Origin of the sequence: Streptomyces venezuelae (genome assembly GCF_008642375.1) — a bacterium.
Classification (GTDB): domain Bacteria; phylum Actinomycetota; class Actinomycetes; order Streptomycetales; family Streptomycetaceae; genus Streptomyces; species Streptomyces venezuelae_G.
The window spans coordinates 2420431-2438761 of record NZ_CP029194.1 but is presented as its reverse complement, the minus strand read 5'-3'; the positions used below and the strand labels follow the sequence as shown (position 1 = coordinate 2438761).

Here is an 18331-nt window from a genome sequence, read left to right as displayed (position 1 = left end):
GGGGAGGCGCTCGGAGTGAACCGGGGGAGCGCCGGGGGGCGCGTTTCCCGACGGGGTTCTCCCGGTGATCACTGTCGACCTACCGTCGACACCATGGGACGCGGGGACCTGGCGACGCTGGTGGAAATCTGTGATCCGGCAGGCCGGCCGCGCGGTACCGGATTCCTCGCCGATCATCACGGCACGGTCGTGACCAGCCACGAAGCGGTCGAGGGGCTCGCCCGCGTCGTCCTGCACGCCCCGGGCGACCTGACCTGGCTCGCCGAGGCCGAGGCCGTCACCGCCCTGCCGGAGCGCGGCCTCGCGCTCGTACGGACCGAGGGGCTCGGTGTCCGCCCCGTCGCGCTCGCGACCCGCCCCGAGATCGAACCCGGCACGTACGTCCGGATCGCCGCCCACGGCTGGCGCGAGGCCCGGGTCCTCGGACCCGCCGCCGTCACGTACGCCGCCGCCGACCGCTTCCACGTCCTCGCCGACGCCCTCGAACTCGCCATCGGCACCGAGGGCGCAGAGGCGCTCCGCCGCGGCGGCCGGGCCGCGGGCGGCCCCGTCCTCGACGCCGCCACCGGCACCGTCGTCGCCGTCCTCGGCACCGCCCTGCACGGCGAGCGCCCCGCCGCCGGATACGCGGTGCCGCTCCGGCCCGACGGCCCGCTCGCCGCCCTCCTGCGGCGCAACGCGGCCACCGTCCCCGCCTACGGGCCGGACCTCAACCTCGCCGGGATCCTGGAGCTCACCGCCACCTCCACCGGCCCCGCGAGGGAACCCGACCCCTGGCCCGAGCCCGTCGAACGTCCCGAGTGCGCACGGGAGTTCGCGCGCTTCACGGCCGGGGAGGCGCTCGTCCTCGCGGTCGTCGGGGCCCCCGGCACCGGCCGCACCACCGCCCTCGCCGCGCTCTGCGCCCGCCGCGCCCAGGGCGTCGCACCCGCCCCCACGGTCCGGCTGCGCGGCGCCGACCTGCGCGCCGAGGACTCGTCGCTCGCCGACGCCGTCGGCCGCGCCCTGCGCCAGGCGGGCCGGATCGTCGCCGCCTCCGGGGCGCTCGGCGACACCGCGACGGCCACCCCGGAGCGGGCCGCCGCCCTCGCCAGGGACGCCGGCCGCCCCCTCCTCGTCGTCCTCGACGGCCCCGAGGAGATGCCGCCGCTCCTCGCCCACCGCCTCGCCGAATGGACGGCGGCCACCGAGCAGTGGCTGCGCGCCCACGGGGCCCGCCTGGTCACCGCCTGCCGCCCCGAGCACTGGGACCTGGCCGGCGCGCTCTACGGCCCGGAGGCCCTGCACCGGCCGGTGCAGGGACACGAGGACGGCCTGCCCGCCGCCCTCGTGCTCGGCCCGTACACCGAGGCGGAGGCGCGGGCCGTCAGGGAGGGGTACGGGATCGGGGAGACCGACCTCGCCGAGGCGGACGCCCGCCACCCGCTCGCCCTGCGGCTGCTCGCCGAGGTCCGGGCGGCGCTCCCCGGCGACGTCCCCGGGCGGCCCGGCCGGGAGGAGATCTTCACGGCCCACGTGGACCTGATGTGCCTGCGCGTCGCCGTCCGGGTCGCCGCGGGCTCCCGGCCCCTGGTCCGGGGGACCGCCGTGCGACTGCTCGCCGCCCGGGTCGCCGGACAGGTCCACGAGGCCGCCCGCCGCTGCCTGGGCCCCGGCCACGGGGTCCTCGACCGGGCCTCCTTCGAGGAGCTCTTCCCCTGGCGGGAGGGCTGGGCCTCGGCTGTCCTCACCGAAGGCCTCCTCGTCCCCGCGGGCTCCGGCTACCGCTTCGCCCACGAGGAACTCGCCGACTGGCTCCAGGCCGCCCACCTCGACCTGGACACGGCCCTCCACGCCCTGATCCACAGCCGCGGCGACCAGCCGCCGGCACCGGCCGGGGGCGAGGCCGCAGGCCCGGGCGGGCTCGGGGGCCCGGACACGACCACGGGCGGTACGGCTCCGGGGGGACAGCAGGGCGCGGCTCAGGGGCGCGGTGCGGCCGAGGGGCCCGGGGCGCCCCGGGGACGTGGTTCCGCGCCGGGAAGCGGCCGAGGAGCCGGAAGCGGTTCCGTCGCGGGGCGCGGACTCGACCCCGGGCGCGGTGCGGCCCAGGCCTCCGGTCCGGACCCGAGCTCCGGCTTCGCGCCTGGTTCCGGATCCCTCGCGGGGGCCGGCCCTGACCTCGGGCGTGGTTCCGCGCCGGGCTCCGGTTCTGTTCCGGGGCGTGGCTCCGACTCCTGGTTCGGCGCGGCTCCCGCCCCCGGAGCCGGAGCCGTTCCCGGGGCCGGGGCCGCCCCCGGAGCCGCTCCCGGGGCCGGAGCCGTGTCCTGGTCCGGTGGTGAAGCGGCGCGTCGTTTTGATTCCCCCGCCGGGGCCGCCTCCCCGGCGGGGGTCCGGGACGGGGTGCCGGTACCTCTGGCGGGTCAGCACGGGGCCGTACCCGCCACGCGTCCGTCCGACGGGGACCCCGTCCCTCCCGCGCCGGGCGGGCGGCACCGGGCCCGCCCGGAGCGCGTCGGTGCGCACCCCGTGGACGTCCCCCGGCAGCGGACCCCCGCGCCGGCCGGGACCGCCGCCGATCACCTGCCCGTGCCCCGTCACCGCATCGGGCCCGTCCTCCAGGCGCTGCTTCGGCTCCACCGCGAGCAGGGGCCCGGCGCGCTCGCGCCGCGCCTCGCCGCGCTCGTGGAGTCCCTCGACCGGTTCGCGGACGGGGGAGCGAGGGGCGGGCCCGAGATCCCCAGTCCGTACGCCGACGCGGTCTGGTGGGCGGTCCGGCTCCTCGGGGAGAGCGTGCGCCGGGTGGGTGACCCCCGGCCGTACCTGCCCGTCCTCCGGCTCCTCGCCGACCGCATCGGCGGCCGTCCCGCGCCCCACCCCGTCTTCGCCGCCTTCGGCGCCGCCTTCTGGCAGGGGCTCCCGCTCTGCGAGGACGAGCGGATCGATCTGCTGCGGCGGCTCGTGCCCGCCGACCCGCCGCCGACCGGGACGCCGGGCGGCGACCGGTGTCTCGACACCGTCGCCGGGCTGCTCGTCGCCGACCCCCGGGGCGTCCAGCCGCTGCTGTGCCGCTGGTTCGGCGACGAACGCCCGCTGCCCGCCGCCCCGCACGCCACCGTCGCCACCGCCGCCCAGGCCCTCCTGCACACCCACCGGGGGCTCGCCGTCGACGACCTCTGCGAGGCGCTGGTCTCCACCGCCCATCCGCTCGCCGACGGACTGCTCGCCGCCCTCGCCGAGGACGAGCCCTCCGCGCTCTGCCGGGCCGTCGACCGCTGGGCCCACGACGACGGCCGCCCCGAGCGCCGGGTCGCCGCCGCCGCGTACGGCCAGCTGGTCGCCGGCCGCCTCACGGCCCCCGCCGACCGCGAGCTCCTCCGCTACGCCGCCCTCGCCCTGCTGGCCCGCCCCGCCGACCAGACCCTCCACGGCCCCGCCCTCGGCCTGCTCGTCCGCGACCCGCACACGCGGGCCCGCCATCTGCCCCGCGCCATCGCCGAGCCCCGGGTGCCCGCCACCGCCCTCGCCGAGGCCCTCGCGACCCACCCGGGACCGGTCCTCACCGCCTTCAGGTCCCGGCTGCACGGCACGGGGGAGGAGGCCGCCGCCGCCCTGCGCGCCCTCGCGGAGATCGACACGCCCGCCCTCACCCGGCGCGTCGCCGCCCTCGTCCGCGACTACGTCGCCCGCCTCCCCGAGGGCGCCGCGCACGTCGCCCGCTACGTGGACCGGCGGTTCGAGGACGGCCCCGCCGCCCGCGCCGTCCTCTTCCCGCTGGTCTCGGGACTGATCCGGGGCCGCCCAGCCGTGGTCCGCCGCGCCCTCGCCCCGGTGCTCGCCGCCCCCGGCACGGGCGCCTCCCGGCATCTGCGGGCCGAGCTGCTCGACGTACTCCTGGAGCACGAGCGGTACGAGGCCGAGGCCGGCGAGCTCTCCGTCCTGGACGCCCTCCTGACGGCCGCCGCCGAGGGCGCCGGGGAGCGCAGCGTGCCCCGCACACGGGAGCTCGTCCACCGGGTCGCCGCCCTCTACACCCGCACCCCCGAAGGCGCGGGACGGCTCGACCGGGCCCTGGCCGGGCTCGTCGGCCGACTCCCCGGCTTCGCCGCGCTCCTCGTCGCCTGGACCGTCGCCGTACCGGGGGAGTGGGCCCCGCTGCTCGGTCCCGAGACCCTCCGTGCGCTGCGGGGCCCCGGCACTTCCATGCCGATGCGTACCGACGGGCGTGGGCATGGCAGTCTTAGACCTGCGTAATCGGCGAACAGGGCGAACAGGCGGACGAGGAGCGGTCACAGTGCAGCGCTGGCGTGGCTTGGCGGACATCCCCCAGGACTGGGGGCGCAGCGTCGTCACCATCGGCTCCTACGACGGGGTGCACCGCGGGCACCAGCTGATCATCGGACGCGCCGTCGAGCGCGCCCGGGAGCTCGGCGTCCCGTCGGTCGTGGTCACCTTCGACCCGCACCCCTCCGAGGTCGTGCGGCCCGGCAGCCACCCTCCGCTGCTCGCCCCGCACCACCGGCGCGCCGAGCTGATCGCGGGCCTCGGTGTGGACGCGGTGCTCGTGCTGCCGTTCACCGCCGAGTTCTCCCAGCTCTCCCCGGCGGACTTCATCGTCAAGGTGCTCGTCGACAAGCTGCACGCCAGGGCGGTCATCGAGGGCCCCAACTTCCGCTTCGGGCACCGGGCCGCCGGGAACGTCGCGTTCCTCACCGAGCTCGGCGAGACCTACGACTACGAGGTCGAGGTCATCGACCTGTTCGTCAGCGGCTCGGCCGGCGGCGGCCAGCCCTTCTCCTCCACCCTCACCCGCCGGCTCGTCGCCGAGGGCGACATGGCCGGAGCGGCCGAGATCCTCGGCCGCCCGCACCGCGTCGAGGGCATCGTGGTCCGCGGCGCGCAGCGCGGCCGCGAGCTGGGCTTCCCGACGGCCAACGTCGAGACTCTGCCGCACACGGCGATCCCGGCGGACGGCGTCTACGCCGGCTGGCTCACCGCCGACGGCGAGCGCATGCCGGCGGCGATCTCCGTCGGCACGAACCCGCAGTTCGACGGCACGGAGCGGACGGTCGAGGCGTACGCGATCGACCGCGAGGGGCTCGACCTGTACGGGCTCCACGTGGCCGTGGACTTCCTGGAGTACGTGCGCGGCATGCTCAAGTTCGACACCCTCGACGACCTCCTCCTGGCGATGGCGGCGGACGTGAAGCGGTCCCGCGAGCTGACGGAGACGTACGACCGGGAGCACCCCGCCGCGTAGCAGCCCGTTTGGTGGCGCCCCGGCGCCGCCTCACCAGGTGACGAGGAGCTCCCTCGGGCCGCGGATCAGTCCCTTCGACTGCCACACCACGTCCTCGGGGCGGCCCGCGAGCCGCAGCTCCGGATAGCGGCGCAGCAGCGTCGACAGCATCACCTCGGACTCCATGCGGGTGAGCATCGCGCCCATGCAGTGGTGGGGTCCGTGTCCGAAGGAGACGTGGCCGATGCCCTCGCGGTCGAAGTCGAGGGTGTGCGGGTCGTCGAAGGCCTCCGGGTCCCGGTTGGCGGCGAGATAGGAGGCGTAGACCGCCTCACCCGCCCGGATCAGCACCCCGCCGACCTCGACGTCCTCCGTGGCGATCCGCGGCAGCCCCACGCCGTTCCGGTGCGGGATCCAGCGCAGCAGCTCGTCCACGGCCTGCGGGAGCAGGTCGGGCTCGGCGCGCAGCCGGGCCGTCAGCTCCGGCCGGGTGAGCAGCGTGTAGACCATGTTGGCGCTGTTGTTCCGTACCGCGTGGGCGCCGCTGATCAGGATCGCCATGGCCAGCGAGACGGCCTCGTCGGTGGTGACGTGGCCCTCCGCGAGGGACTCCGCGAGCACCCCCGCCAGGTCGTCCTGGGGCTCGGCGCGCCGCCGGTCGAGCAGCCGGCTGATGTAGCCGTGGATCTGGGCCTTGGCCGCCCGGCTGCTCTCCGGGCCGGGCCCGGAGGACAGGATGAGGTCGGGCCAGGAGGCCAGCTCCGCCCGGTCCTCGTCCGGGATGCCGAGGAGGTCGCACACCACCTCCATCGGCAGCGGGCCGTGCAGGTGCTTCATCAGGTCGGCCGGACGGCCCGCCTCCTCCATCGCGTCCAGGAGCCGGTCGGTGCTCGCCTGGGCGAGCGGCCGCAGCCGCTTGGTGCTCTGCCCGGTGAAGGCCTTGGTCACGGCCTTGCGGAGCTGCGTGTGGTACGGCGGATCGGCGTAGTTCAGGGCCGCCTTCGAGGCCACCATGTGGCCCGTCATCTTGGTGACCTGGTGGTCGAGCAGGGCCGTCCGGCTGAACCGGGGGTCGGAGGTCACCGCGCGGACGTCCTCGTACCGCGTCACGAGCCAGGCCTCGTTCTCCGCGGCGAACGGCAGCCGGATGCGGGCCACGGGCTCCTTGTCGAGGAGTTCGACGAGCAGCGGGTCGAAGTCGAGGCCGGGAAGGTCGTCGACGGCCCAGGTGCGGGCGGGCCGCGGCGCGGCCGTGGGGTCTGAGGTCATGAGGTGCGTGTTCCCGGCGGCGGAGGGCCGCGACACGCCGGGCGCCGACAGCCGCCTGAACGGAGCACGCCCGTACGCCGCGCGGGTCACTCTCCGTGAGCATTCCGTGGCGCTCGCGGTTGCGGGGTCGCGATCACCGGGTGAGTGTGGGCGGCAGTTCACGCGAACGAGACGAAGGAGCGAGTGTCGTGGTGACCTTGTGCAAGCCCGCGGTGTCCGTGCCCGAGCACGTGATCACGATGGAGGAGACGCTCGACCTCGCCCGGACGCACCATGCCGGTCATCCCCAACTGCCCCTGGCACTGCGGCTGATCGGCAACACCGGGGTGACGCAGCGGCACATCGTGCAGCCCATCGAGGAGACCCTGAAACACCCGGGGTTCGAGGAACGCAACATCCGGTACGAGGCCGAGGCGAAGGCCCGGGTGCCGGCGGTCGTCGAAGAGGCCCTGAGAAACGCCGCCTTGCGCCCGGCGGAGATCGACATGATCGTCTACGTGTCGTGCACGGGCTTCATGATGCCCTCGCTGACCGCCTGGCTGATCAACACCATGGGCTTCCCCAGCCACACCCGGCAGGTGCCCATCGCCCAGCTCGGCTGCGCGGCCGGCGGAGCGGCGATCAACCGGGCGCACGACTTCTGCACGGCCTACCCCGAGGCCAACGTCCTCATCGTGGCCTGCGAGTTCTGCTCGCTCTGCTACCAGCCCACCGACCTCGGCGTCGGATCGCTGCTCTCCAACGGCCTGTTCGGCGACGCCGTCGCCGCCGCCGTGGTCCGCGGTCAGGGCGGCACCGGCATCTCCCTGGAGCGCAACAACTCCTACCTCGTGCCCGACACCGAGGACTGGATCGCCTACAGCGTCCGCGCCACCGGCTTCCACTTCCTGCTCGACAAGCGGGTGCCCACCACCATGGAGCCGCTGGCCCCGGCGCTCCGCGAGACCGCGGGCGCGCACGGCTGGGACGCCGGGGACCTCGACTTCTACATCATCCACGCGGGCGGGCCGCGCATCCTCGACGACCTCAGCCGCTTCCTCGAAGTGCCGCCGGAGGCCTTCCGGTTCAGCCGCGCGACCCTCACGGAGTACGGGAACATCGCGAGCGCCGTCGTCCTGGACGCGGTCCGCCGGCTCTTCGAGGAGGGCGGCCAGCCGGAGGGCGCGCGCGGCATCCTCGCCGGCTTCGGGCCGGGCATCACCGCCGAGATGTGCCTCGGCCGGTGGACGAAGTCCTCCCCCGTCGTCGACCCGGGCCTCGGCACCCGCCGCATCGTGGGCTACTCGCCTTCGCTCCGGCCCGCCCGCACCCCCTCGGCATGACCCCAGTCAGCGTCCCCCGTTCGTAGCAGAGGAGAGCCGTATGTCCCCCACGCCACCTTCCCGGCACCGGAACCGCCGCAAGCGCCTGCGCGGTCCGGCCGCGATCACCGCGCTGCTCGCCGGAGCGACCGCCGCCTCGCTCGCCGGCGCACCCGCCCAGGCGTCCGCCCCGCAGGCCGTCCGGGTGCCGATGCACCAGTGCTGGGTGAACGAGGTCGCCGCTCCGCCCGGCGACATCGTCAGCGGCACCAGCGGCGACGACCACATCTTCTGCGACAGCGACCTGGAGAACGTCACCGTATGGGGCGGCGCCGGGAACGACATGATCGAAGTGCGCGGTCTCGTCATCGACTCGGCCATCATGGGCGGCGAGGGTGACGACGTCATCCGCGCCAAGCACCTGGTGCCGCAGAACGCCTCCAGCATGGTCCGCGGCAACCGCGGCAACGACGTCATCAAGGTCGCCACCGTCTCCGGCGACGGAGCGGCCCACGGCGCCGTCGTCCACGGCGACGACGGCGACGACAAGATCACCACCGGATCGGTCACCGGCGCGCCCGGCAAGTTCAACCGCGGCGGCGGGATCGTCACCGGGAACGACGGAGCCGACACCATCAAGGTCGGCACGATCGACTTCTCCGGCCGCGTCCTCGGCGGCAGCGAGGCCGACGTCATCGAGGCGGAGGCCCTCGGCCCCGAGTCCGGCGGACTCATCCAGGCCGGGCCCGGCGACGACACGATCAGCGGACCCGGCGGCGTGGTGCTCATCGTCGGCGAGCACTGGGGGACGGTGGACGCCGGCGTCGGCAAGGACACCTGCACGGTGAAGTCGGTCTCCACCCGGACCTCGATCAGCTCCTGCGAGACCCTGCCGAAGGCGGCCCCCGCCGACGGAACGGAGAAGCCCGCGGGCAAGCCCGAGGCCCCGGCCGGCAAGCCGGCCACGCCGACGGGGGCACAGGACCAGCAGGCACAGCCGGCCGAGCAGGCCCAGCAGGCACAGCCGGCCGCGCCGGACGCCCCGGCCAAGCCCGCCACGCCGTGAGGTGAGTCAGGCCGGCCCGGGGCCGCTCCCGGCCCCGGGCGCTCGGGAGCCGCGAGCCGCGCCCCGGCCCCGCCCGTACCCCAGGCCCGAGCCCGTCGCCCCCCGAGGCGGCGGGCTCAGCCCGTCGTCTCCGCCGCCACCCAGTGGCATGCCACCGCACGCGCTCCGCCGCCGTCCAGGACGGGCAGGCTCTCGCCCCGGCAGAGGTCCGCGACCGCGGCCGCCTCGCCCGAGGCGAGGACCTGGCAGCGGGCGTGGAAGCGGCAGCCGGACGGGATGCGGGACGGGTCCGGCGGCTCGCCGGTCAGCACGACCGGAGCGCCCTCCGATTCGGGCAGCACCGACAACAGTGCCCGCGTGTAAGGATGCTGGGGGGCCGTCAGTACGGACTCCACGGGGCCCGTCTCCACCACCCGGCCCAGATACATCACCGCCACCCGGTCCGCGATGTTCCACGCGAGCCCCAGGTCGTGCGTCACCACCAGCGCCGAGAGCCCCAGTTCGTCCCGCAGGCGCAGCAGCAGCGCCAGGATCTCGCCCCGTACGGACGCGTCGAGCGAGGCCACCGGCTCGTCGGCGACGATCAGTTCCGGTTCCAGGACGAGCGCGCCCGCGATGACCACGCGCTGCCGCTGACCGCCGGACAGCTCGTGCGGATAGCGCAGGAAGAAGCGCTCAGGCGGCCGGAGCCCGGCCCGCGAGAGCGCTCCGGCGACCGCCTCCCGCTCGTCCCCCGCGTACCCGTGGATCCGCAGCCCCTCCGCCACCGCGTCGTACACCGTGTGCCGGGGGTTCAGCGAACCGCTGGGGTCCTGGAGGACCAGCTGCGCCCGCTTCCGGTAGCTCTTGAGGGCCCCGGAGGAGTACGCGAGCGGCTTCCCGTCGAAGGAGACCGTGCCCGAGGTGGGCCGCACCAGGCCCAGGAGCGAGCGGGCCAGCGTCGTCTTGCCGCACCCCGACTCGCCGACGAGCGCGACGATCTCGCCGGCGCCGATGTCGAGGTCCACGCCGTCCACCGCGCGCGCGGGCGGCGCGCCCCGCCGCCCGGGGAAGGTGACGTGCAGCCCGCGAGCCGAGAGCAGCGACCTCGTGGACGTCTTCGTGGTCACGGCCGTGTCCGTACTCATGACGTGCTCCCCACATGGACGCACGCGGCCCGGTGGTCCGCGCCCGCCTCCCGTAGCTCCTGGTCGAGTTCCGTACAGGCGTCCACGGCCACCGCGCAGCGCGGATGGAAGGCGCAGCCGCCCGGCAGGTCCGCCGGGTCGGGCGGGTCGCCCGGCAGACCGCGCGGCGCCCGCCGGGACGCGAGGTCCCCGATCCGGGGGAACGCCGAGGACAGTGCCCGCCCGTACGGGTGCTGTGCGGCTTCGTACACGGCCCGCGCCGGGCCCTCCTCGACGACCCGCCCCGCGTACATCACGGCCAGCCGGTCGCAGGTGTCGGCGAGGACGGCCAGGTCGTGGCTGATCATCAGGAGGCTGATGGACTCCTCGGCGACGAGCCGCTCGATCAGCCGCAGGATCTGCGCCTGGATCATCACGTCGAGCGCGGTCGTCGGCTCGTCGGCGACGATCAGCCGCGGGTCGCAGGCGAGCGCCATCGCGATCATCACGCGCTGCCGCTGGCCGCCGGACAGCTCGTGCGGGTAGGCGGACGCGCGGGCGGCGGGCAGTCCGACGTGTTCGAGCAGCTCGCCGACGCGTCGCCGGGCCGCCGCCGGGGTGGACCTGCCGTGCACGAGCAGCGGCTCGGCGATCTGGTCCCCGATCCGGTGCACCGCGTTGAGCGAGTGCATCGCGCCCTGGAAGACGATCGACGCGCCCGCCCAGCGCACGGCCCGCAGCCGCCCCCACGACATGGAGAGGACGTCCTCCCCGTCGAGCAGGACCTCGCCCTCGATCCGCGCCGAGGCCGGGAGGAGCCGGAGCAGTGCGAGTGCGAGCGTCGACTTGCCGCAGCCCGACTCGCCCGCCACGCCCAGCTTGCTCCCCGCCTCCAGGGTCAGGTCGACCCCGCGCACGGCGGGCACGGCGGCGGCCCCGGAGCCGTACGTCACCCGCAGGTCCTTGATTTCGAGCAGGCTTCGAGCGCTCAACGACCCACCCCCAGCTTCGGGTTAAGAACGGCCTCGACGGCCCGGCCGCAGAGGGTGAACGCGAGCGCGACCAGCGCGATCGCGAGGCCGGGCGGGGCCAGGTACCACCAGTGTCCTGAGGAGACCGCGCCCGCCTCCCGGGCGTCCTGGAGCATCCCGCCCCAGGAGACCACCGTCGGGTCGCCGAGCCCGAGGAAGGCGAGGGTCGCCTCGGTGAGGATGGCCGTCGAGATGCAGAGGGTGGTCTGGGCGAGAACCAGCGGCATCACGTTCGGCAGGACGTGCTTGCTCATGACGTGCCCGTGGCCGCCGCCGAGCGCGGTCGCGCGCTCGATGTACGGGCGGGACTCGACCGCGATCGTCTGCGCCCGCACGAGGCGGGCCGTCGTCGGCCAGGAGGTCACGCCGATCGCCAGGACCACCGTCCACATCGACCGGGACATGACGGTCGCGAGCACGATGGCGAGGACCAGCGTCGGCATCACCAGGAACCAGTCCGTGATCCGCATGACGACGGTGGAGAACCAGCCGCCGTAGTGTCCGGCGATGATCCCCACCACGGTGCCGATGGCCACCGAGAGGCCCGCCGCGAGCAGCCCCACGAGCAGCGAGATCCGGGCTCCCCAGATCAGCAGCCCGAGCAGTGAGCGGCCGAACTGGTCGGTGCCGAGCGGGAATTCGGCGCTGGGTGACTCCAGTGCCGTGCCGGGCGCCTGCGTCACCGACTGGACGTCCGCGCCGACGGTCAGCGGGGCGGTGACGGCGAGCAGCGCGATGAGCGCGAGCGCGGCGAGGCCGTAGAGCCCGGCGCGGTGGGTGCGGTACTGCTTCCAGAAGCGGGCCACCGAGGCCCGGCGGCGCTGCCACACCAGCGAGGTCGTGGTGGCGGGCGTCTTCGCGGTCGTCATCGGCCCACCCGGGGGTCGAGCATCGGATAGAGCAGGTCGGCGATCAGGTTCATCAGGATCATCGCCCCGGCGAAGACGACGAACAGGCCCTGGACGAGCGGCAGGTCGGGCACGCTGAGTGCCTGGTAGAAGAGGCCGCCGAGTCCCGGCCAGGAGAAGACCGTCTCCACCAGGATCGAACCGGCCGCCACATGGCCCAGGTTGATGAAGATCATGGTGACCGTCGGGAGCAGCGCGTTCGGCACGGCGTGCCGGCGCCGTACGACGTCGTCGCGCAGCCCCTTCGCCCGCGCCGTCGTCAGATAGTCGCCGCCCATCTCGTCGAGGAGCGAGGAACGCATCACGAGCAGGGTCTGCGCGTAGCCGACGGCCACGAGCGTCACGACGGGCAGGACCAGGTGATGGGCGACGTCGAGGACGTAGCCGAAGCCGGTCTCGCCCGTGCCCGACTCCATGCCGCCGGTCGGGAAGAGTCCCGGGATCGGGCCCATGCCGACCGAGAACACGATGATGAGCAGCAGCCCGAGCCAGAACGACGGCACCGACCACAGGGTCAGCGCGATCCCGGTGTTCAGCTTGTCGCCGAGACCGCCGTGGCGCCAGGCCGAGCGGGTGCCGAGCCAGAGCCCGAGCGCCGAGTAGATCACCACGGCGACCCCGGTGAGCAGCAGCGTCGCGGGGAGCTTCTCCGCGATCAGCTCCCCGACGGGGGCGCGGAACTGGAACGAGGTGCCGAGATCGCCGCTGAGCGCCTTGGCGCAGTAGTCGGTGAACTGCTGCCAGAGCGGCAGGTCGAGCCCGAACTGGCGTCGGAGCGTGGCCAGTTGCTCGGCCGTGGTGGGCACGCCGTGGGTCATCGCCTTCACCGGGTCACCGGGGATGATCCGGAAGAGGAAGAAGCTGGTGACCAGGACGGCGAGGAGCGAGACAAGTGCGCCGCCCAGCTTCCCCGCCGCGTGGCGGAGATAGCCGAGGGAGGAACCGGTGCGGGAGGCGCCGTCCGTGGCGCGGGCCTGTTCGGCCCGCGCCACGTCGGCGGGAGTGCTTGCCGTCGTCACGGACTACTCGCGGTCGTCGGCGCCGGCGCGGCGGCGCCGGGCGGCCCAGACACCCACTCCGACCAGGACGACCGCGGCGGCGCCGACGCCGAGGATCACCCCGGTGGCCGAACTGTCGTCCGAGTCGTCGGACGAGGCGGCGGAGGCGGTGGGCACGGCGGACCACCAGCTCCAGTAGCCGTCCTGCCCCCACAGGTTGCCGGCGGCCTCCGGCATCGTCGTGATGGACTTGATCTGGTCCGTGCGGTACGCCTCCAGGGCGTTCGGGTAGGCCATGATGTTCATGTACCCCGTGTCGTACAGCCGGGACTGCATCCTCTTGACCAGATCCGCCCGCTTGGCGGCGTCGTACTCCACCGCCTGCTGCGCGTAGAGCGCGTCGAACTCCTTGTCGCAGATGAAGTTGTCGGTGGCGCCGCTGTCCTTCGGCGTCGCCGGGAGCGTGCCGCAGGTGTGGATCGACAGGACGTAGTCCGGGTCGGGGTTGACCGACCAGCCGTCGAAGGCCAGGTCGTAGTCGCCCTTGACCCACGGGTCGGAGACGCTGTCCAGGCACTCGACCTTCAGCCCGATGCCGAGCTTGCCCCACCACTCCTGGAGGTACTTGCCGATCGCCTTGTCGTTCGGGTCGGTGGCGTGACAGAGGATGCGGAAGTCCAGCGCCTTGCCGTCCTTGCCGACCCGCTTGCCCTCGGCGTTCTTCCGGTACCCGGCGGCGTCGAGGACCTTCGCCGCCGCGGCCGGGTCGTAGGCCCGCTTCTGCGCGGCCTCCGGCTTCCAGAAGTACGAGCCGAAGCGCGGCGGGATGTACCCCTCGCCCTCGACGGCGTGGCCCTGGAAGACCTTGTCGACGATGGTCGTCCGGTCGACCGCGAGGAAGAGCGCCTTGCGCACGGCCGGGTCGAGCAGCGCCTTGTGGCCGTTGCCGAAGGTCCTGCCGTCCTGGGAGCGGGCCCCCGGGTTGGTGGCGATGGCGAAGAAGCGCCGGCCGGGAGCGTCGTTCACCTTGATGTTCTTCTGCGACTTCAGCGCCGCCGCCTGGGCCGGCGTCAGATTCGGCACGAAGGACACCTCGCCCTTCTGGAGCGCGGCGACGGCGGCGTCACCGTCCTTGTAGTACTTGAACACCAGCTCGTCGAACTTGGGTGCGCCCCGCCAGAACGTCTTGTTCGGCTTCAGCTTGATGTACTGGTCGACCTTGAAGTCGGTGATGACGAAGGGGCCGTTGCCGACGATCGGGAACTGCTGGTCGTTGTTGAACTTCGAGAAGTCGCCGACCTTCTCCCAGACGTGCTTCGGGACGATGGGCACGTCGAGCGCCGTCATCGTCGCCTGCGGCTTCTTGAGCTCGATGACGAGCGTCCGCGGGTCGGTGGCGGTGACCTTCTTGAAGTTGGCCGTGAAGCTGCCGTTCGCGGTGGCGGCGTTCGGGTCGGTCATCATCTTGTTGAAGGTCCAGGCCGCGTCCTCGGCGGTGGCCGGCTTCCCGTCGGACCACTTCGAGTCCTCGCGGATCGTGTACGTCCACGTCAGCTTGTCCGCCGAGGGCGTCCACGCGGTCGCCAGGCCGGGGATCGTCCGGGCGTCCTTGGCGTCGTAGTTGGTGAGGTACTCGTAGGCCAGACGGTGGATGCTGGTCGAGGTGAGCTTCTGGGCGAGGAACGGGCTCAGCGAGTCGATGCTCTGCGAGACGGCCACCGTGAGGGTGGCGCCGCCGCTCTTCGCGTCGGCGGTGGCCTGCGCGACGGGGGCGGCGGAAGCGGCCGGTGAGGCCTGCGCGGCCTGGGGGACGGCCGAGAGCGCGGTGGCGGCGACCCCCGTGGCGAGAAGCAGCCGGAGGAGTCTTCGGGGGGCGGCCGGACGGGAAGGGACCTTCGTGACCATGACCATAGGACGTGACCTCGTGTCGTGGATCTTGGGGGCGCCAACTGGTGAAGCGAAGGTCTATCAGCGGCGGCCGACCGCGTCAACGATGCGTCAAACCCCTTGTGGGCTGCGGGAATGCCAAGAGGCTCCGCATCGGACGACCGATACGGAGCCTCATTGGTCTAAGCCTGTGACGCCTTACTGCTGAGGGGCTGGCGGAGCCTGCGGCGGCCCCTGGGGGTCGGCCTGCGGGGGCAGCGGCTGCCCGGCCTGGGGCTGCGCCGGATCCTGCGGAGGCTGCTGCTGCCAGGCCTGCGGCACACCTGGCTGTCCGGGCTGGCCCGGCTGTCCGGGCTGCTGCGGATACGGCTGCGGGGCCTGGGCGGGGTACGGCTGCCCGGGAGCGGGCTGCCCCGGCGCGTACTGCCCCGGCAGCGGCTGACCCGGCTGGGGGTACGGCTGCCCGGGCTGCTGGCCCTGCTGCGGGTACGGCTGTCCGGGCTGCGGAGCCTGGGGCGCGTACGGCTGCCCCGGCGCGGGCTGCCCGGGGGCGTACTGCCCCGGCATGGCATGCCCCGGCATGGCCTGCCCCGGCATCGGCTGCCCGGGAGCGTACTGCCCCGGCACCGGCTGCGCGGGCGGGAACTGGCCGGGCGGGAACTGGCCGGGCGGGAACTGCCCCGGCGGGACCTGACCGGGCATCGGCTGTCCCGCCCCGTACTGCTCAGGCGCGTACTGCCCCGGCGCGTACTGCTCGGGCATCGGCTGGCCCGGCATCGGCGGGGCCATGTGCGGTGGCAGCCCGCCCTGGCCGTCACCGGTCCACAGCCCCTGCGCCTGCTGAGCGCGGGAGAAGTCCTCGGCCACCATCGCCGACAGGTGGAAGTACGCCTCGCGCGTCTTCGGCCGCATCATGTCGAGGTCCACCTCGGCGCCGGCCGACAGGTGCTCGTCGAAGGGCACGACCACGACACCGCGGCAGCGGGTCTGGAAGTGCTGCACGATGTCCTCGACCTTGATCATCTTTCCGGTCTCGCGGACCCCCGAGATGACCGTGATCGAGCGCTGCACGAGGTCCGCGTAGCCGTGCGCGGAGAGCCAGTCCAGCGTCGTCGACGCGCTGGAGGCGCCGTCGACGGACGGCGTGGAGATGATGATCAGCTGATCGGCGAGGTCGAGCACCCCCCGCATGGCGCTGTACAGCAGACCCGTACCCGAGTCCGTGAGGATGATCGGGTACTGCTTGCCGAGGACGTCGATCGCGCGCCGGTAGTCCTCGTCGTTGAAGGTCGTCGAGACGGCCGGGTCCACGTCGTTGGCGAGGATCTCCAGACCGGAGGGCGCCTGCGAGGTGAAGCGGCGGATGTCCATGTACGAGTTCAGGTACGGGATCGCCTGCACCAGGTCGCGGATGGTCGCCCCGGTCTCGCGCCGCACGCGGCGGCCGAGGGTACCGGCGTCCGGGTTGGCGTCGATCGCCAGGATCTTGTCCTGCCGCTCGGTCGCCAGGGTCGCGCCGAGCGCGGTCGTCGTCGTGGTCTTGCCGACACCGCCCTTGAGCGAGATGACCGCGATCCGGTAGCAGGAGAGGACGGGCGTCCGGATCAGCTCCAGCTTGCGCTGCCGCTCCGCCTCCTCCTTCTTGCCGCCGAGCTTGAAGCGGGCCGCGCTGCCGGGGTTGCGGCTCGACTTCGCCTTCTGCTTGTTGTTGCGCAGGAGCCGGTCGGAGGACAGTTCCACCGCCGCGTTGTAGCCGAGCGGGGCGCCCGGCACGGACCGCTCGCGCTGATCGTGCGTCACGGGCGAGGGCCAGGCGGCCCCGGTCCGCGGGTCGACGGGCGGCTGGTTCTCCTGCGGCGGTACGGCGCCGGGGTGCGGGTAGCCGTACCCGTCGGCGGCCTGCGGCTGGGGCTGCGCCTGCGGCGGCACACCGGCGGCACCGGTGTGCTGCGGGTAGCCGTAACCGCCCTGGGGCGGCTGCGGGGGAGTGCCCGGGTGCGGGAAGCCGTAGCCGCCCTGCGGGGCCTGCGGGGGTACGGCGCCGGGCTGCGGGTATCCGTACGCGCCCGGGGCCTGCGGCGCGACGGGAGCCTGCGGCGGTACGGGAGCGGGGGCGGGGACGCCGGGGGTGCCGGGCGCTGCCGGGGCGGGCAGGCCCGCCGTGGGCGGCAACGGCGCGGCCTGGGGCACCGGCTGGGCACCCGGAACCGGCTGCGCGGGCCACTGCTGGGCGGGCGCGGGCGCGGCGGGCTGGAACGACGGCGGCAACGGCGGCAGACCGGCTCCGCCCTGCGGTGCGGCGGGCGGGTAGGCACCGGGTGCGGGGTCGGCCTGGGGCGCGGCACCCGGGAACGGCCCCGGAGCCGCCGCGGCGAAGTCGGGCTGCGCGGCACCGGGGAAGGCTCCCGGAGCGGCGTCGGCGGGAGTTCCGGTGCCCGGGAAGGCTCCCGGAGCCCCGGTGTCGCCGGCCTCGGAGTCCCCGGCAGGTGCGGTGACGACGACGTCGTGCTCCGTACCGCTGTCCGGGTCGGCAGAGGCGTCGACCTCGGCGCCGGACTCGCTGCCGCCCTCGGCGTCCGCCACGGGAACCGACGGGGTGTCCGCCGTCCCCTCGTCACCGTCACCGTCACTGTCGGCGTCGGGCGCGGCCGTCACCGCGTCGTCCGAGCCCGTCGCGTCCGCGTCGGCGGCGGCAACCGTCGTACCGGCGGAGGCATCGCCCTCGACGGCTCCCGGCGTCTCGGCACCGTCCGTCTCCGGGGCTTCCCCGTCGGCGGCCTCGCCCCGCGCGGCCTTCGCCGCGGCGGAGCGCTCGGCCATCTCGCGCTTGAGCGCGCCGGGGGAGAAGCGCATGGTCGCGCCGCTCTCCACGTCGCTTCCGCCGAACGGCGCACCGGCGACGGGTGCCGCTGCGGGAGCCGGCATCTCGGGCGTGGCCGAGGGCGCCGGAATCGGCAGAGGCGCGGGCGCGGGCACGGGCGAGGGAAGCGGCGCGGGCGGCGTCACGGCGGCGGGCATCTCCGGCGCGCCCATCCCGGACACCACCGGAGCCACCGGAGCCACCGGGGCAACAGGAGCAACCGGCACCCCAGGGGCCATCGGGGCAACAGGATTCACCGGAGCAACAGGATTCACCGGAGGCACCGGCGCCGCCGGCGGCTGCGCCCCCCAGCCGGGCTCGAAGCCGCTTCCCGCCGGGAGCCCTGGCACCGCGACCGGCGCCCCGCTCGGCGGCGGGGGAGTGGCACCGCCCGCCGCCGCACCGCCCGACGCGTTCTGCGTGTACCAGGCGGGCGGGGTGTAGTCGATGGTGAACTCACCCGTCATCTCGGCGGGATCCGCGTCGGACTGATCGTCGGCGGGCGGATTCCAACCCCCGTGGATCTCGTCGCGATCGCCGTTCACTTTGCCTCCTGGTGTGGTCGAGCACCCTTGTGCCGTTGTGGGCGGGGCTCATCCAGCCTAATCGGCGCGGCATCCCGCGGGCAGGCCCGGCAGCCGCTCCGCGACCGCCGTACCGACCGGGTCAAGCCCCCAAGTGACCCGG

11 protein-coding genes are annotated in these 18331 nt (G+C 74.3%); 4 read left to right on the top strand and 7 right to left on the bottom strand.

Annotated features, from left to right (window positions below):
- Positions 1-93: 93 nt before the first annotated feature.
- Together DEJ46_RS39820 and DEJ46_RS10695 are read left to right on the top strand one after the other, a co-directional pair.
- Positions 94-4233, top strand: a complete 4140-nt coding sequence (locus DEJ46_RS39820) for a serine protease (RefSeq protein ID WP_223834591.1) — start codon at positions 94-96, stop codon at positions 4231-4233.
- A 40-nt stretch (positions 4234-4273) separates the two neighbouring features.
- A complete protein-coding gene (locus DEJ46_RS10695) occupies positions 4274-5239 on the top strand; it encodes a bifunctional riboflavin kinase/FAD synthetase (RefSeq protein ID WP_150265544.1) in 966 nt (321 codons plus the stop codon).
- A gap of 30 nt (positions 5240-5269) precedes the next feature.
- On the opposite strand, the gene DEJ46_RS10690 is transcribed toward DEJ46_RS10695, so the two are convergent.
- Positions 5270-6487: a cytochrome P450 gene (locus DEJ46_RS10690; RefSeq protein WP_150265542.1), complete on the bottom strand. Its 1218-nt coding sequence runs from the start codon at positions 6485-6487 to the stop codon at positions 5270-5272.
- A 188-nt stretch (positions 6488-6675) separates the two neighbouring features.
- Here DEJ46_RS10690 and DEJ46_RS10685 point away from each other — a divergent pair, with 188 nt between their 5' ends.
- Together DEJ46_RS10685 and DEJ46_RS10680 are read left to right on the top strand one after the other, a co-directional pair.
- The gene (locus tag DEJ46_RS10685; RefSeq protein ID WP_150265540.1) at positions 6676-7809 is read left to right on the top strand and encodes a type III polyketide synthase; all 1134 of its coding nucleotides are present in this window, start codon (positions 6676-6678) and stop codon (positions 7807-7809) included.
- Between the two features lie 40 nt (positions 7810-7849).
- Positions 7850-8854, top strand: coding sequence for a hypothetical protein (locus DEJ46_RS10680; protein ID WP_150265538.1), 1005 nt, complete (start codon positions 7850-7852; stop codon positions 8852-8854).
- A 116-nt stretch (positions 8855-8970) separates the two neighbouring features.
- On the opposite strand, the gene DEJ46_RS10675 is transcribed toward DEJ46_RS10680, so the two are convergent.
- From DEJ46_RS10675 to DEJ46_RS10650, 6 genes are all read right to left on the bottom strand, one after another.
- Positions 8971-9981, bottom strand: a complete 1011-nt coding sequence (locus DEJ46_RS10675; protein ID WP_150265536.1) for an ABC transporter ATP-binding protein — start codon at positions 9979-9981, stop codon at positions 8971-8973.
- Positions 9978-10952 carry an ABC transporter ATP-binding protein gene (locus tag DEJ46_RS10670; protein WP_150265534.1) on the bottom strand — a complete coding sequence of 325 codons (975 nt, stop codon included), beginning with the start codon at positions 10950-10952 and terminating at the stop codon, positions 9978-9980. Before DEJ46_RS10670 ends, DEJ46_RS10675 begins: the two co-directional genes overlap by 4 nt.
- Positions 10949-11860 carry an ABC transporter permease gene (locus DEJ46_RS10665; RefSeq protein ID WP_150265532.1) on the bottom strand — a complete coding sequence of 304 codons (912 nt, stop codon included), beginning with the start codon at positions 11858-11860 and terminating at the stop codon, positions 10949-10951. Before DEJ46_RS10665 ends, DEJ46_RS10670 begins: the two co-directional genes overlap by 4 nt.
- Positions 11857-12918, bottom strand: coding sequence for an ABC transporter permease (locus DEJ46_RS10660; RefSeq protein WP_150265530.1), 1062 nt, complete (start codon positions 12916-12918; stop codon positions 11857-11859). The genes DEJ46_RS10665 and DEJ46_RS10660 overlap by 4 nt, the downstream gene beginning before the upstream one ends.
- A 3-nt stretch (positions 12919-12921) precedes the next feature.
- Positions 12922-14802 carry an ABC transporter substrate-binding protein gene (locus tag DEJ46_RS10655; RefSeq protein WP_150265528.1) on the bottom strand — a complete coding sequence of 627 codons (1881 nt, stop codon included), beginning with the start codon at positions 14800-14802 and terminating at the stop codon, positions 12922-12924.
- Positions 14803-14982: 180 nt separating this feature from the next.
- Entirely contained in the window at positions 14983-18189 is a 3207-nt protein-coding gene (locus tag DEJ46_RS10650; protein ID WP_190622564.1) for an SCO5717 family growth-regulating ATPase, read from the bottom strand.
- Positions 18190-18331: the final 142 nt, after the last annotated feature.